General features: G+C 58.2%; 13 protein-coding genes, 1 pseudogene and 1 riboswitch. Of the genes and pseudogenes, 8 read left to right on the plus strand and 6 right to left on the minus strand.

What is annotated here, in order from left to right:
- The 4 genes and pseudogenes from E4K64_RS36585 to E4K64_RS36600 form a co-directional block, all read right to left on the minus strand.
- Positions 1-240 (minus strand): hypothetical protein (locus tag E4K64_RS36585; protein WP_135167358.1); only part of this gene is annotated, 240 nt, incomplete at its 3' end.
- Positions 241-575: 335 nt separating this feature from the next.
- Complete coding sequence (locus E4K64_RS36590) at positions 576-1,649, minus strand: ribonucleotide-diphosphate reductase subunit beta (protein ID WP_205680580.1); 1,074 nt, start codon at positions 1,647-1,649, stop codon at positions 576-578.
- Complete coding sequence (locus tag E4K64_RS36595; protein ID WP_126262221.1) at positions 1,640-3,577, minus strand: ribonucleoside-diphosphate reductase subunit alpha; 1,938 nt, start codon at positions 3,575-3,577, stop codon at positions 1,640-1,642. Before E4K64_RS36595 ends, E4K64_RS36590 begins: the two co-directional genes overlap by 10 nt.
- Positions 3,578-3,683: 106 nt before the next feature.
- Positions 3,684-3,897: riboswitch (cobalamin riboswitch) on the minus strand.
- Between the two features lie 20 nt (positions 3,898-3,917).
- Positions 3,918-4,159, minus strand: a pseudogene (locus tag E4K64_RS36600) (hypothetical protein); the annotation flags it as partial.
- Positions 4,160-5,217: 1,058 nt separating this feature from the next.
- Here E4K64_RS36600 and amoC point away from each other — a divergent pair.
- The 7 genes from amoC to E4K64_RS36635 all read left to right on the plus strand — a co-directional run bounded on the left by amoC (position 5,218) and on the right by E4K64_RS36635 (position 12,029).
- Positions 5,218-6,009, plus strand: a complete 792-nt coding sequence (amoC, locus tag E4K64_RS36605) for a bacterial ammonia monooxygenase, subunit AmoC (RefSeq protein WP_126261873.1) — start codon at positions 5,218-5,220, stop codon at positions 6,007-6,009.
- A gap of 120 nt (positions 6,010-6,129) precedes the next feature.
- Complete coding sequence (gene amoA, locus E4K64_RS36610) at positions 6,130-6,987, plus strand: bacterial ammonia monooxygenase, subunit AmoA (protein WP_126261872.1); 858 nt, start codon at positions 6,130-6,132, stop codon at positions 6,985-6,987.
- 27 nt (positions 6,988-7,014) lie between these two features.
- Positions 7,015-8,337, plus strand: coding sequence for a bacterial ammonia monooxygenase, subunit AmoB (gene amoB / locus E4K64_RS36615; RefSeq protein WP_126261871.1), 1,323 nt, complete (start codon positions 7,015-7,017; stop codon positions 8,335-8,337).
- A gap of 95 nt (positions 8,338-8,432) precedes the next feature.
- Positions 8,433-8,900 carry a hypothetical protein gene (locus tag E4K64_RS36620; protein ID WP_126261870.1) on the plus strand — a complete coding sequence of 156 codons (468 nt, stop codon included), beginning with the start codon at positions 8,433-8,435 and terminating at the stop codon, positions 8,898-8,900.
- A gap of 44 nt (positions 8,901-8,944) precedes the next feature.
- Positions 8,945-9,472: a copper resistance CopC family protein gene (locus E4K64_RS36625; protein WP_126261869.1), complete on the plus strand. Its 528-nt coding sequence runs from the start codon at positions 8,945-8,947 to the stop codon at positions 9,470-9,472.
- Positions 9,473-9,481: 9 nt separating this feature from the next.
- Positions 9,482-11,473 (plus strand): c-type cytochrome, encoded by a 1,992-nt coding sequence (locus E4K64_RS36630; RefSeq protein ID WP_126261868.1) that lies wholly within the window; start codon positions 9,482-9,484, stop codon positions 11,471-11,473.
- A 43-nt stretch (positions 11,474-11,516) separates the two neighbouring features.
- Positions 11,517-12,029: a hypothetical protein gene (locus tag E4K64_RS36635; RefSeq protein ID WP_126261867.1), complete on the plus strand. Its 513-nt coding sequence runs from the start codon at positions 11,517-11,519 to the stop codon at positions 12,027-12,029.
- A 97-nt stretch (positions 12,030-12,126) separates the two neighbouring features.
- Here the strand turns inward: E4K64_RS36635 and E4K64_RS36640 are convergent, their stop codons facing one another.
- Both E4K64_RS36640 and E4K64_RS40755 read right to left on the minus strand, forming a co-directional pair.
- On the minus strand, positions 12,127-12,639 hold the full coding sequence (locus E4K64_RS36640; protein WP_126261866.1) for a hypothetical protein: 513 nt from the start codon (positions 12,637-12,639) through the stop codon (positions 12,127-12,129).
- A 235-nt stretch (positions 12,640-12,874) separates the two neighbouring features.
- Positions 12,875-13,762, minus strand: a complete 888-nt coding sequence (locus tag E4K64_RS40755) for a polysaccharide deacetylase family protein (protein WP_126261865.1) — start codon at positions 13,760-13,762, stop codon at positions 12,875-12,877.
- Positions 13,763-14,544: 782 nt separating this feature from the next.
- On the opposite strand from E4K64_RS40755, the gene E4K64_RS36650 reads away from it, so the two are divergent.
- Positions 14,545-14,769: a hypothetical protein gene (locus tag E4K64_RS36650; RefSeq protein ID WP_126261864.1), complete on the plus strand. Its 225-nt coding sequence runs from the start codon at positions 14,545-14,547 to the stop codon at positions 14,767-14,769.
- Positions 14,770-14,825 lie beyond the last annotated feature (56 nt).

Consider the following 14,825-nt stretch of genomic DNA (forward strand, 5'->3'; position numbering starts at 1 on the left):
GTCTTCGAGGAACCGCCAGTCGATCGAGCCCGACAGTCTGACCAGCGCATGGTCCGGATCGACGATTTGATCGAGCCTCGCCTTGAACAGATCGTTCTGTCCGCTCTCCCGCCGCGCCTTCGGCCGCATTGCAATTGCCCGTCGTTGATTAGCCCGCCGCGACAGAATCACAGCGATCGCCCAAGAGCAATTTGCAAGAAACTGCGGGCTCACCCGCCGAAATCCTGCGAACAGAACCATGTCTGTTCGCCAAAAATCGATTCTCTCTCAACGGCTTGCGTGTTCTTCACAACCGACTCCCTCTGGTCCCCTGTCGCATTCGAGCGGGTTCGGGTCGCGGAGCCCTCCACATCATAGCCGCTGAAAACAGCCGCCCACCATCAAAGGCGGCTGTGATCGTCTTGCGCCTGACCGCTGGAAACAGGAAGGGCAGAATCGTATCGTCGACCATGGCCGGTGTGGTTGCCTCGATGATGTCAGCGCAGAATTGGTCTCAGCAACCGAATCCCACGTCCCATCAGCGGCTTACACCACACTCGCTAGCCACCCACAGGCCCTTCATGAATAAAGACGGGCTAGATACGGCCGAAAGCCGCCCACACCCCGTTTTCGCCGTCCCAGCTGCCGCGGCTCGCCGCCTTGGAGTACTCCGTGGCGCGCTGCTCGAAGAAATTGGCGTGCTCGACGCCATTGAGAATCTCGACGAGCCACGGCAGCGGATGCGCCTTGAGCTGTGTGAACCCGCCCTCCTTCGCCTCGAAGAAGCCGAAGACCGGGGCAATCCGGAGCTGGGTCAGTCGCCAGTCGGCGACGTAGCGGACGTAGGCGTGGATGTGCTCAGGCAGCATGCCCTCGATCTTGCCAAGGCCGAAGGCGAGCTCGACGAAGTTCTCCTCCAGGTTCACCATGGTCTTGGCGACGTCGACAATGTCGTCGCGGACGGAGCGCGTCACCGCGCCGGTTTCGCGGTGCCATTCGTGAAATAACTTGATGATGCCCTCGCAGTGGAGACTCTCGTCGCGCACTGACCAGCTTACGATCTGTCCCATGCCGTTCATCTTGTTGTGGCGCGGGAAGTTGAGCAGCATGGCGAAGCTCGCGAACAAGGCCATGCCTTCGGTGAAGGCTCCGAACATCGCCAGGGTGCGGGCGACATCGGCCACGGTGTCGACGCCGAATTCGTGCATGTAGTCCGCCTTGGCGCGCATCTGCGCATAGCCGCGGAATGCCTCAAACTCGGTCTTGGGCATACCAAGCGTCTTGAGCAGCAGCGCATAGGCGTCGATATGAACCGTCTCCATATTGGTGAAAGCGGCCATCATCATCTGGACGGTGAGCGGCTGGAAGATCGGGATGTAGCGCTTGAGATAGTTGTCGCCGACCTCGATGTCCGACTGAGTGAAAAAACGGAAGATCTGGGTAAGCAGCGCACGCTCGTTGGCGGTGACGCGGTCCGACGCCCAGTCCTTGAGGTCGGTGCCGAGCGGTACCTCTTCGCCCATCCAGTGGGTCTGCTGCTGGCGCTTCCAGAACTCGTAAGCCCAGGCGTAGCGATCGACGTCATAGCTGCCGGTCGAATCAAGGAGGCCGACGCGCCCCTTGCCGATCAGCGTGCGCGGATCGACGGACGACAGATCGATCATTGACATGCGAGGCACTCCTCATAGTCGGTGCGCTGCGGCGCCGGCGTTGCCGTGTCATCCTCGGCAATCTTGCCGGCGAACGCCGCGCGCGAGATCGATTTTGAACGGCAGTAGTAGAGGCTCTTCACCCCACGCTTCCATGCCGTCCAGTGCAGCATGTGGAGGTCCCACTTATCGACGTCGGCCGGCAGATAGAGGTTGATCGACTGGCTCTGGCAAATGAATGGGGCGCGATCGGCGGCAAGCTCGACGATCCAGCGCTGGTCGACCTCAAAGGCGGTGCGAAGGATCGCTTTCTCGTGCTCCGACAGGATGTCGAGATGGGCGACCGACCCCTCGTGCGCGATGATCGACTGCCAGGTCGCCGAGGTGTCGGCGCCCTTGGCGGCCAGCACCTTGGCGAGATGCGGATTACGCACCGAGATGGCGCCGGATAGCGTCTTGTGGGTGTAGATGTTGGCCGGGATTGGCTCGGTGCAGGCGCTGGTGCCGCCGCAGATGATGCTTATCGAGGCGGTCGGCGCGATCGCTATCTTGTGGCTGAAGCGCGCCATCACGCCGCGTTCCAGGGCATCCGGGCACGGGCCACGCTCGCGAGCGAGCGCCACGGATGCCGCGTCGGCATCGCGACGGATTTTTCGGAACATGTTCAGATTGAACGACTTGGCCAGGACACTCTCCATCGGAATGCCCTTGGCCTGGAGAAACGAGTGGAAGCCCATGACGCCGAGGCCAACGGAGCGTTCGCGCAGGGCGGCGTAGCGGGCACGCTTCATGCCGTCCGGCGCCACTGTGATGAAGTGGGTGAGCACGTTGTCGAGGAGGCGCATGACGTCCTCGATGAAGCCGGGCTCCTTATTCCACTGGTCCCAGGTCTCGAGGTTGAGCGACGACAGGCAGCACACCGCGGTGCGCTCCTCGTCGCGATGATCGATGCCGGTCGGCAGCGTAATCTCGCTGCACAGGTTGGAGGTCGAGACCTTGAGGCCGAGCTCGCGCTGGTGCTTGGGGAGCGCGCGGTTCACGGTGTCGATGAACAAGAGATAAGGCTCGCCCGTCTGCAGCCGGTTCTCAAGGATACGTTGCCACAGCTGGCGGGCATCGATCTCGCGGACGACCTCGTTAGTCTTCGGGCTGCGCAGAGCGAACGTGGTGCCGGCACCCACGGCACGCATGAACTCGTCGGTGACGTTGATGCCGTGATGTAGGTTGAGGCTCTTGCGGTTGAAGTCGCCGGACGCCTTGCGGATCTCGAGGAACTCCTCGATCTCGGGATGGTGGATATCGAGATAGACCGCCGCCGAGCCGCGCCGCAACGAGCCCTGGCTGATCGCCAGCGTCAGGCCGTCCATGACGTGGATGAACGGGATGATGCCCGAGGTGACGCCGCCCCTCACTTTCTCGCCGATCGAGCGAACATTCCCCCAGTAGGTGCCGATGCCGCCGCCGTTGGAGGCAAGCCAGACGTTCTCGTTCCAGGTGCCGACGATGCCTTCGAGCGAGTCCGACACCGAGTTAAGGAAGCACGAGATCGGCAGGCCGCGCGGGGTGCCGCCGTTGGAGAGCACCGGTGTGGCCGGCATGAACCACAGTCGAGACATCCCATCATACAGACGTTGGGCATGCGCAACATCGTCCGCGAAGGCGCAAGACACCCGGGCGAACATGTCCTGGAGGCTTTCGCCGGCGAGCAGATAACGGTCGGTCAGCGTCAGCTTGCCGAACGACGTCAGCAGGTTGTCGCGCGACCGATCGAGCGTGAGGTCAGACGGCCTTGGCGATGGCGCGAGGGGCCTTGGCAGCGGAGCCGGCGATGGCGGCGGCTGCACAAGACACAGCTCAGGCGTGGTAGGCTTGGCCTGCGCTGGGAGCGGCCGCACACTCGGCATCTCGATGAGATGACCATGCTGATCGAAATCGTAAGACGGCGACATCGGCAACCCCGCGATGTTTGAGGCTGGGGGGCCGTGCGGACGACTTGCGAGGAGACCGGGCAAATATCACCAGTTGCAAGCAACCCACCGGGGCACCCCGCCCGAGGACGTTCGTTCTGTCGCGGCAGGTCTCCTGGCTCGCGGGTCGCTGCGGCTGTCGGCCTTCCCAGCGCTGTCGCGCCAGTGACCATGATGACAACCGCTCGCCGCTTACAGTTGCGGGGGCAGCCTCGGAATAGCCGTTGCCGGCGCACCGGGTTCCCTCTTAGCTTCCATCCTACGAGATGCGGGAATGGAAGACCGTGACGGGCTACATATAGGCGCCGCTCGCGGAGATTCGTCAAGGCGGCACCGTCAAGTTAACGAATTGGAGCAGCCCCAAGGTCGAGGTTCGGCGAGCGCTTGTCGTGGAGATCTCGCGCCAAGTCGCAAAGGCTCGCTCGCGCGAACCACGACGGAAGTCGGCAGTGACGGCTCCGAGAGAGAGGATGTGGAAAAGGTTCGCGACCTGATCATGAACTGACAGAAAAGTTGAGCCTGACGGGACGATTTGAAACGCTTCATGATCCGATCGCGTCGCCTGTCACCCTTCCGGCGTTCGTGGTCTGGACTATCCCTTCACCCGGCGATGTCCGCTGTAGGTGCTTCCCGTCGAGTCTCTACTCCTCCCCCCTGGCAGGGGCTTGGCTCGGGATTGGCAATGAAGGTTTCCGCGACTTTGAGCAGTTCTGCTCCTCTTTCCCCAAGGGCCCCGCATCGGCCCATCTATACGGCGCATACGACCTCGGGGCAAAAGGACTAGAGTCTGTTCCGCTCACGGATTGAGCAGCCGAGCGTCAGGGCGTGTACTGTTGCCCGCCAGCATTTGATGCTAGTGAACAGCGGTTAATAAATCACTGAAAGTGCATTGCATGCCTTGGCGAGCAATGGAGTGCGAAGATCTTCCATCTGTGAACGCGATCGTAGATCGCGTTCACCTCAATTACCCTGAGGATGAGGCCGTATTCTCTGAGCTGGTCCCGCAAATCTGAACAGCGCGATAAGTGGAGTTTCTGCCTGACGGCGGGCAAGATTGACCCGCGAATCAGGAGAGACGATGAGCAGACGAGCACGGCGGAACCACACTCCGGCTTTCAAGGCGAAGGTGGCACTTGCCACACCGAAGGGGCTTGAAGCTTACGCAGCGTCAGGTTGTATATTGGCCAACCTTCGTGATGTCTAAGGGAGCAAAACGGCCGGGAATGGTAACCAGCGCTGGTGATGGACGACGAGACGCACCGCATATGATGCTCAGCTGCGCCACCGAGTTCGGTCCGCTGATCGTCTTCCATGCTGTGAATGCGAAATTCCAGTTGATGGCGGAGGCTCAATTCTCAGGGTGGGAGCAAGGGGTATCGCGGAGAAAGACTGCACCGCACCTACCTGGATTGGTGGCCGCCGAATCCAACCGTTGGTCTATGCTGGTCCTTCAGGACTTGCAGATTTAGGAGAGATTAGGAGAGACGAGAATGGCCGCCTCAAGGAGGTAACCAGAAAGCTGGGAGCTTGAAGACAGATCATATCCTTTCGGTCAACGATCGGAGTGAGCATCACCCTCGTAGACAACATCACACCTTAGGCAATCTCCAGGAGGAGACAAGATGTCGATCACGATAACTCATAGCGCCAAGTCTGCCGCTGAGGACCGTACTCAGCCGTTGGGGAATTTCAAACTTGCAGCAGGAGTCACTCTGGCGGTGCTAGCGCTGATGGTGTTCTGGCGCATCTTTCAGCAGGTCTATGCTTGGAGTGCCGGCCTGGATTCGACTGAGCCCGCGTTCGATGCCGCCTGGATGACGTTGCTGAAGGTTGAGCTTAGCGTCATCCCTTTGCTCTGGGTGGTGACCTGGGCGTATCTATGGTTCACGCGAGACCGCAATCTTGGCGCGCTCAAACCGCGGGAAGAGCTCCGGCGCTACTTCAATCTGGTCCTGTTCAACTTCGTCTATGCCTTTTGCGTCTGGTTCGCTACCAGCTTCTTTGCCGAGCAGGACGCCTCATGGCATCAGGTTGTGGTCCGGGATACAAGCTTCACGCCAAGTCACATCGTGCTGTTCTACGGCACCATGCCACTCTACGTGCTGTTTGGCGTGGGATCATTTCTGTACGCGATGACGAGGCTGCCGAAGTTCGCAACGCAGATCTCAATTCCATTCGTGCTCGCGGTTGTAGGTCCGTTTCTAATATTGCCGAACTTGGGCTACAACGAGTGGGGTCATGCCTTCTTCCTGATGGAAGAGGTGTTCTCCTATCCCTTGCACTGGGGTTTTGTCGTGATGGGCTGGAGTGTGCTGGCCTTGGGTGGGCTCCTGATCCAGATCGCGATGCACATGCTTGAAGTGATCGGGCGGCTTTCTCAAGAGGACCAAGCTTCGGTCGCCACCCAGCGCTGAAACCGCTTATGAACCATTAATCGCGGACAGCCCGGCATGCAAAGCTGCCGTCTTGTAATCAGTCGGGCGTCGGCTTCCAGGAAGGTCGATCTCAACTCGGTAAAGAATTAGGAGGAAGCCATGCAAGGAGGAACGTCTGTGAGACTGTATGGCCTCGAATGGCCTAAAGAGTCAGCAAGAATCTCAAGAGTGTTTGACCTTCTCGTCGCCGCTATCCTTTTTCTGGCCGTCTCCGGCGCATTCCACCTGCATTACATGCTGACCGCAGGGGACTGGGATATGTGGATCGATTGGAAAGACAGACAGTGGTGGGTCACCCTGACTCCAATTATGGCCATAACATTCCCTGCAGCTTTGCAGTATGTGTTTTGGACGAAATTTAGACTTCCAATCGCCGCTACATTTGCGGTCGTTTGTCTTCTGTTCGGTCAGTGGATAAATCGATATTTCGGTTTCCACCTGTGGTCGTACTTTCCGATGAGCGAGGTCATTCCAGCGCTGCTGATACCTGGCGCACTAGTCCTCGATGTCGCTCTTTTGCTGACCGGGAATTTTCTGTTCACGGCGATGTCCGGCGCCTTTGCATTCGCACTGCTTTTCTACCCGACTAACTGGTTTTGGCTGGCGCCATATCGGCTACCCGTAGAAGTGATGGGGCAGCTTGTTTCCGTGGGCGATTACATCAGCTATGCATTCACCCGCACCGCGCTGCCTGAGTATATCCGGCTGATAGAGCGGGGCACGCTTCGAACTTTTGGTGGCCACTCAGCCATTATCGCGTCCTTTTTCTCGGCGTTCGTATCCATACTGATGTATTTGGCGTGGTGGCATATCGGAATGCTCCTCGCTCGTGTGGTAACGACGCCAAACGCCCTGAAGCATTTCATGGGGCTCACCGATAAGGATGAGCCAGCTGAGGCAGCCCAAAAAGCGATAGACGGTACCAGCCTGCAAGGGCGCTCCGTCGCAGCCGAATGATTCTGCTGGGACTGTGGAGGACTCCAAATGAGAACATTCTGTTTCCACGAAAGCTCATGCGTGCGTGTAGTCTTATCGGCAGCGGCGGCGATCATGCAGATCGGAATACTGATCTTCGTCCCAGATGCTGCTCTGGCGCATGGTGAGCGTAATCAGGAGCCGTTTCTGCGGATGCGAACGGCTCATTTTTACGATGTGAAGTGGAGCACGAACGAAACTCCCGTGAACGGTGAAATCGTTGTCACCGGCAAGTTCCGACTCTTCCCGATCTGGCCAGTCAACCTACCCCTTCCCGAAGCGGCCTTTCTGGGAAACGGGACGCCGGGCCCGGTGCTAGCCCGAACCGAGAGCTACATTAATGGCGTCCCTGCAATTCAGTCCACCAAACTGGAGTTGAACCGGGACTATGAATTCAAAACAGTGCTCAAAGGACGAGTGCCAGGCCACCATCACGTCCATCCGATGATCAACGTGATGGGAGCCGGGCCGCTGCTCGGACCGGGAAACTGGCTGACGGTGACGGGGAACGAAAGCGACTTCAAGCTTTCAATCAAAACTCTCAGTGGCGAGACTATCGACAATCTCGAAACCTGGGGCCTTGGCAGGGTGTTCTTCTGGCATGGCTTGTGGGTTGCGATCGCCATCGTGTGGCTTGTCTGGTGGTTGCGCCGGCCGCTCCTGCTGCCTCGTTTTCGCGCGTTGACGGAAAAAGGCGGCGATCGATCTCAGCTCGTTACCAGCACCGATCGCCTATTCGGGGCCGGTTTGCTCGTGGCGACGATTCTCATCGTATTCTTCGGCTTTCAGGCGACCGACACCGCTTATCCAAGGACGGTGCCGCTGCAAGGGTCCCGCGCAACCGTCGAGCCCCTACCGGAAGTGCCTGAGCAGGTCAAAGTTGCGGTCAACAAGTCAAACTATGACGTCCCTGGCCGCTCGCTTCGTATGAACGTGACACTGACGAACAATGGGAGCTCGTCAGCACAGCTTGGCGAGCTCTTAACTTCCAATCAGCGCTTCATCAACCATGAGGTTAGCCAGGCAATGGCGACGGTGGATCCGAATTACCCCAAGGAATTGCTTCCTCCGAATGGGCTAAAGGTGAGCGACAGCCGACCGCTCAAGCCGGGTGAAACGAAGACAGTCGATATCGAAGCGGCCGACGCGGCATGGGAGACGGAGCGCTTGAGTAGCCTGATCAACGATCCGGACAACACGTTGGGAGGACTGTTGTTCTTCTATGACGAGCACGGCAAGCGGACAATCTCAAACGTCAGCGGCCCCATGGTCCCTGTATTCACCGATCCCGACAACCGCACGGCTGAGAATCCGACAGGAGGTGCGGGTTGAACACCGTAAAAGCCGCAGTGCTTGGAATTCCATCTTTGCTCCTCATCCTAGACTGCGGTGGGGCGCGGCCAGCGATTGCACACGGGGGAGTATCGATGGAGAAAGACGTGTGCAAGCTTCGCGCAGGGCCCTATATGATGCATTTTACCGGATACCAGCCGGTCAAGCAGGGGAATCAGGAGTTTTGCGAGGACATTCCGGAAATCGGCCGCACCGTCATCGTCTTGGATACCATCGGCGATGTGCTACGTGATCTGCCCATCGAGGTGCGGTTGTTGCGAGACGCCGGCAACGACGTAGACAGCGAGGCCGTCCTTCGAATCCCGCCAAAAAAATATCCGACAGGCTCACTATCGTTTCAGTACACGTTCCCCGAATCCGGGCGCTTTGTGGGCCTCGTGACAGTCGGCGACGGACCGAAATACGTATCGAGATTTCCGTTTTCGGTTGGTTACGGCAACGGGATTTGGGTCCGATATAGGGACAGTTTCGCAATCGTTCTAGGAACGCTGGCAGCCGGGGCCGCCATGTTTTGGTACTCCACGTTGCGGAAGGAAACCTAGGCTATCACTTTGTCGACCGCTGACTTGCAATAAGGGGCACACGCATGTCTCACGAAAAACACGGAAACAAGAGCGATTGCATCCGAGTAGCGACGGGGCCATCACTTGATCATGCTGGCACGCCAAACTTGACCGCCGGCACCGGCAGGGCGCGAACTAGGCTGATTCAAGGGACGGTAAAAGAACTCTCGTCCGCAAGCAGGCGTCCGGTATCAGCGCTTGGCATCACGTTGCTGTGCGTTGGCCTCGTGTGCCTGCCGACAGCTGTCTCTGCACATGCCGCTCTCGTGAAGTCCGATCCCGCGAGCCGGGCAGTGTTAGCTCATTCGCCGCAGCAGATCGAACTGTGCTTCAACGAACGCATAGAGCTCAAGTTTTCGAAAGTGGAGCTCAAGAACGCCAACGGTCAGTCGCTAACGCTCGGCGATTTGAAAGCAGGCAATGATCCGAAGTGTATGGTAACGGCAGTATCTGACATTAGACCAGGCAGCTATTCGGTTCATTACCGCGTGCTCTCGCAAGACGGGCATGTGGTGGACTACGGCTATCAGTTCACCGTCGAGGAACGTTAGGCATGCGGAATGACGGTATTGTTTCCAGCTCTGTGCAAGGCCATCGCTGACATTGCGCTTGCATGGGTCATAGGCGGAGTACTCTTTCTGTTGCTGGCAGGGCCGTCTTCCGATCCGTTCCTTGCCGCTTGGCAAAGACGAGTGAAGGTGAGCTTTCTCTGGGCAGCCAGCATTCACCTCTTCGCTACCGCTGGGTTATTTATCGCTCAAGTCGTGGTTGCGACAGATATGGCACTACCGGAGATAGTAGCGTCTGGCCAGACGCTGGAAAACTTCGGATTTGACACACATTACGGTCGGATCACGCTTGCAAGGTTAGCGCTCTCTCTTGTTTTGCTGCTGCCGACAGCGATCCTAATTCGCGGCAGGTCGAGGGAGCAGCAACGTTCAGCTTCAATCGTGACAGCCGGGACAGCAGCACTGATCGCGCTGATTGGTCCACTTGCTGGACACGCCGCCGGGGAAGACGACAGCCGTTGGCTCGTTCCGACCTATCAACTTCACGTGCTCGCGGTTTCTGCTTGGCTTGGGGCCTTACCGGCTTGGATCTGGCTGGTGGCTTCGGTCGCTGTCACCCCCACGGAGACTCGGCGCGTTTATGTCGCAGCGACGCTGCGACGTTTCTCCCAACTAGCAATCGGTTTCGTGGTCGTCGTCGTCACATCAGGTTTGGTGCTCGCGTTTAGCTCAGCTAGTTCGGCTGGCGAGTGGCTTGGCACGACCTACGGTCAACTAATTATAACGAAGCTTGCTCTACTTGCATGCATCCTGTTGGTGGCCAATCGGATTCGCACGCGCTTCCTACCCGTCATGGAAACCGTAGGAGCAAAACCCGCGGCTTTTCTTGCAGGAGCTGGATGGGCAGCAACTGAATTATTTTGCGGTGTTCTGATCGTCGGCTGCGCAGCCGCGCTCTCTTCAGTCATACCAGCACGACATGATCAGCCCATCTGGTGGCTGCCGTTTCGCTTTTCGATCGAGGCCACGTGGCCGGCGTGGCCGACGCCCGTTATCGCGGCGGGCGCCTTCTCACTAGCACTATTGTCACTCTTCTGGGGCCTGCTCGTTTGTTTGAGAAAGCCGCAAAAGGTAAAAGCAGTTGCAGCAAGCGCCGCCGCCGTTATTTCGGTCGTAGGCGGTCTGTCGCAGATATCCGTGCAAGCCTATCCCGATACTTACCGCCGCCCGTCGGTTGCCTATTCGACGATATCAATAACCAATGGAAAGCGTCTATTTGCCCAGAATTGTGCGGATTGCCACGGCAGCGGAGGGCTTGGCGATGGTCCGGCGGCATCGACCCTTCCCAAGCCGCCCGCGAATTTGAGCGAACCGCATACTGCGCTGCACACGGCCGGCGACATGTTTTGGTGGCTTAGCCATGGAATTCCAAAAAGCGGCATGCCCGGATTTGCTGATGTATTGGACGAACAGGCCCGCTGGGATGTGATCAACTTCCTGCGGACGTTTTCAGAGGGATTTCAGGCGCGCCTCCTGTCGCCTGAAATCGTACCCGATCATCCGTGGCTGGGGGCTCCCAATTTTTTCTTAGAGGACGAAAATGGGGCGGAGAGGGAGCTGAAGGACTTCCGTGAGCAAAGCAATGTGCTGCTCGTGTTTCCCGAAAAGTCCGATGCAATGCGCGTTGAACAGCTACGCCTTGAGCAGAATAGATTCCGGAAAGAACGATTGTGGGCGATTATCGTGTCGCCGGACGCAAAGCTGGCGGCGGGCGTCCCGAATGTCCGGCGTGGAGCACAAGAGGTTAGAGAAAGTTACGATCTGCTCTCCCGGAGCACTACAAATCGTGGAGATCCCAAGCGTTTGGAAATGGGAAGACATTCCATGGAATTCCTAATCGACAGGTTCGGATACATCCGTGCGCGCTGGTTGCGGGAGGAGGACGAATGTGGTTGGGAAAATTCCGACGAGCTGATCTCGCGGGTCCGAGTTCTCAATAGAGAGCCCAAAATTCTCCCGCCAGCCGCTCAACATGTGCACTGAACTAGTGGAAATCTTTCGGGGCTCGCAAACAAAGGAGGAAAGCATGCAAATATCATCGCGTCCCAGCCGGGTTGGCGATCGATTCGAACAGTTCATTCGGTGCATGATTCTTGTAGCTGGCGCTCTGGTCGCGGCTCCAGCCCACGCACAACACCATGAGCCGGGCACACACCATATGCACGGGTCTGACGGTGCGCCTGTTGCGAGATCGGGAAATACCGGCGGGCTGCCTGCATTGAAGATCCTCCTGCCGCAATCGGGTAATACCATCGGCGAGCGTGTTGCTTTCGTTTTCCAAGCCGACGATAACATCGCAGAAATGACCATGAGCTCTGCCAATCCGAGCGTTCATCTGCATGTTGCAATGGACGAAACCGAGCTAATGCCAATGGCAGACCAACTGATCCAGCTTGGTGATGGCCGCTATCTCTATGTTTTCGATCTACCTGCCAAGCCTGGTCGGCACATAATAAGACTCTATTGGGCGGATCCGCAGCACCACACAATCTCCGAGACGGTACAGACCCTCAACGTGGTTGTGAAGGAATCAAAATGAGCAAGCCGTCAATCATTGGGGGCTTAGGTGTGAGCGTTATCAGGAAAGTCATGCGAGTGCGCTAGCTGATCCGGAAGGATTTTGGGGGAAGCTGCACTCAACTCCTCGCGCATTCGCTCGCGCCCCGCTGACGTGGCAAAGTTATGCTCCGCTCTCGCCAATAATGGTGCGTCAGGAAATCCCGCCGCTTCTTCGCGTCAGAGATCCTGTCCTTCAGCGCTCCCTCGAAGCCGCTAAATTTTTCGACGCGCCTCATCAGGTTTCCCATCGTCTGGGTGAATTGGTCATCCATGAGGGCGTCGAAATCGCGCTCGTATTGCTTCCGGTCGAACCCCTTACCTTTCGTCGCGATGTAATCGTCGCGCGCCTTCTTCATGAATTGCGCAAACAAAAGCACGTGTGCCAGCGCGACCTCAACGACCGAGGGCGTGTAAACCGTGCGGCCGTAATAGGCGACTGTCTCTCCCTGATTTCCCAAGCGTGGCGCGTTGCCGTTCGCCGCGATGCCGAACACCGAGTTGGCTATCTGCCAGCGGAAATCGATTTCGCCGCCGGGCGGCTCTGTTGTCGCACCAGGACACCTCAGGGCAGGAGGCGGCGCACGGACCACATCGCCAGCGTTGACGAATTCCCAGCATCGACGGCCACTGCCACGATTGAAACCGATGTCAGAGCCGCTTCGCTCGCAGAGCCGCGCGGCCAGACCACCGACAGCTGCGGCCAGTAATATGAGGACTATTGTGCCCTGGAGCAGCCTTTTTCATCCTTCTCGACCAAAATCCCAGGTCAACGTTCTTGACGGTCTTCACGCAACGCGGATGCATGCCATGCGTTTGTCTGCTTGATCAATTGATAGGGTTGGTAGGTGCCTGGAGAGATTGTGTCCGCCTCTGGGAATGAATGGCTCGTCTTCGTCTGTGCGGATCAGACGTCAAGGGGGCTTCAGCGCTCTTGGCGGCAGCCGGCACCAGATGCACGATCCGATACCCGTTCTGATGCAGGTAGCGCAGGAACGCAGGCAGCATGGCCGCCGTCCGCGTCTGCGCATCATACAGCAGAATGATGCCCCTACGAGCGGCCTCGAGCCGCTCGATCAGGATTGTGAGCTCCTGCTCTGGAGTTATGTTCTCCCAATCGCTCGCCCAAAGGTCAGCTCCGAATACGACAATTCCGCGCGCCTGCAAGAGATCGAGCGTCGCAGGTGTCGCGTCGAAGTAGGGGAACCGGAAGAACGGTGTCGAGGGCATTTTGGTGGACAAACCGTTGAGCCCCATTTCGACCGCGGCGATACCGCGCTCGATGTCCTCTTTCGCCTGCTCGAACGAGATTTTCGACATCATCGGATGCGACCAGCTGTGGTGCGCTACGGTGTGCCCCTGGGCGGCCATACGCCGCACGAGTTCGGGAAATTCCGCCGAGGATCGGCCGACCAGAAAGAACGTGGCTCGCGCGCATTCCTGTGCGAGCGCAGCCAGCACCTTATCCGTGTTCGGCGACCGCGGTCCGTCATCGAAGGTGAGGACGACTTCATAGTCCGCCAGAGGAAGCGTCTCTGGAAAGTTCTTCAGCCCGACGCGCGGGAAGAGTGCGGCATTGACAGCGAGCACCCACGCCGTGCCGAGCGCATCCCGCCGATTGCAGCTAGAGGCGTCTGGCACGGCAGTACCGGCGAGCAACGCCAGCCCGGCGCAGCCGATGCGAAAAGCTAATCTAGGCAGGCGCAACTCTATCATTGCGCGTTAGTGCGACCTCGATCGGTTGGTGAGCCCCGTGGTGCTCAGCAGACTATCTGATCGGCATCGCGGGATTTCGGCGCATCGAGGCTGTGTCGTGCGCAAAAAGGTCGTCGAACGTCCGTTATCCGCTCGAACCGCTCCCGCTGCCTGACTTGCTTGAGCGGCGCGTAGGCCGCTTAGCTTTGACAATCGCTGCTGTTCGTCTGCCGCAAGATCAGTGCACCCCGCGTCTGCAGCACGCGCGGCGCGTGTCAGCGGGTATGACGGCGTACCCCTTGGCAGTTCCGGGTATTCGAACTCTGATGATCTTCACTGCCGCGACGTATATTTCCAGATCGGCTTGTGAGAGGCCGGGACGGCCTGGATAAACACCCGAGCTGACGAGTGAACGGCAGATGTCTCACGAGGCTCGTCGAGCAACGCAGCAGTTGAGCAGCTTCGCTTTCCGTCCACATCTGCGAGTTCGGTTTGATTCTGCGCTTCATCGCGCGATTCAAACACGGTGCACCTTTTGTGTGTCGATATAACTAATTGCTCAATACGTGTTATACAAAATAATACAACTTAAACGGTGACATGGCCGAATGGCATTTCCTATTGTCGCGATGAGGTCCAGAAAACCTCGTACGGCAGGCGGAATAGTTTTTCCCCAAACTCCGGAGTCCTCGGGCGTATGTCCAGTGGCGCAAGCCTAAAGGCGCGAGGGAGCGCCTGTCGTTGCTTATTTCTGGCTCCGGACGACTATCTCGATCTCAGGAAGATCGACGGAGAATACGACAGTGAAAGCGGTAACAAAACAGAAGGCAGACAGAGCTTGCGCCAAAGAGTTGAAGATTTTGGCGCGGGTCGAAAAGGATCTCGAAAATGCACGCGACTCCGGAGCGGTTGAAGACGTCTTCCTTGGGCTTGAGGAAATCTACTCGATGCACATGCACACCGAGCATCAAAGCGTCCGAGCAAGATGCGAAGCCATCTTGCGCGCCGGCAGTTTGCCGAAGGCGTAACTGACGATCGTAGAGCGCTCTACGCATTTGAGCAACGAGGCGGGCAAAGCCGGCAT

The organism is Bradyrhizobium frederickii, from assembly GCF_004570865.1.
Taxonomy (GTDB): domain Bacteria; phylum Pseudomonadota; class Alphaproteobacteria; order Rhizobiales; family Xanthobacteraceae; genus Bradyrhizobium; species Bradyrhizobium frederickii.

Bases quoted from the DNA above. Each gene is read 5' to 3' on its own strand.
- E4K64_RS36590 (WP_205680580.1), bottom strand. From the start codon at position 1,649: ATGTCAATGATCGATCTGTCGTCCGTCGATCCGCGCACGCTGATCGGC.
- E4K64_RS36595 (WP_126262221.1), bottom strand. From the start codon at position 3,577: ATGTCGCCGTCTTACGATTTCGATCAGCATGGTCATCTCATCGAGATG.
- amoC (WP_126261873.1), top strand. From the start codon at position 5,218: ATGTCGATCACGATAACTCATAGCGCCAAGTCTGCCGCTGAGGACCGT.
- amoA (WP_126261872.1), top strand. From the start codon at position 6,130: ATGCAAGGAGGAACGTCTGTGAGACTGTATGGCCTCGAATGGCCTAAA.
- amoB (WP_126261871.1), top strand. From the start codon at position 7,015: ATGAGAACATTCTGTTTCCACGAAAGCTCATGCGTGCGTGTAGTCTTA.
- E4K64_RS36620 (WP_126261870.1), top strand. From the start codon at position 8,433: ATGGAGAAAGACGTGTGCAAGCTTCGCGCAGGGCCCTATATGATGCAT.
- E4K64_RS36625 (WP_126261869.1), top strand. From the start codon at position 8,945: ATGTCTCACGAAAAACACGGAAACAAGAGCGATTGCATCCGAGTAGCG.
- E4K64_RS36630 (WP_126261868.1), top strand. From the start codon at position 9,482: ATGACGGTATTGTTTCCAGCTCTGTGCAAGGCCATCGCTGACATTGCG.
- E4K64_RS36635 (WP_126261867.1), top strand. From the start codon at position 11,517: ATGCAAATATCATCGCGTCCCAGCCGGGTTGGCGATCGATTCGAACAG.
- E4K64_RS40755 (WP_126261865.1), bottom strand. From the start codon at position 13,762: ATGATAGAGTTGCGCCTGCCTAGATTAGCTTTTCGCATCGGCTGCGCC.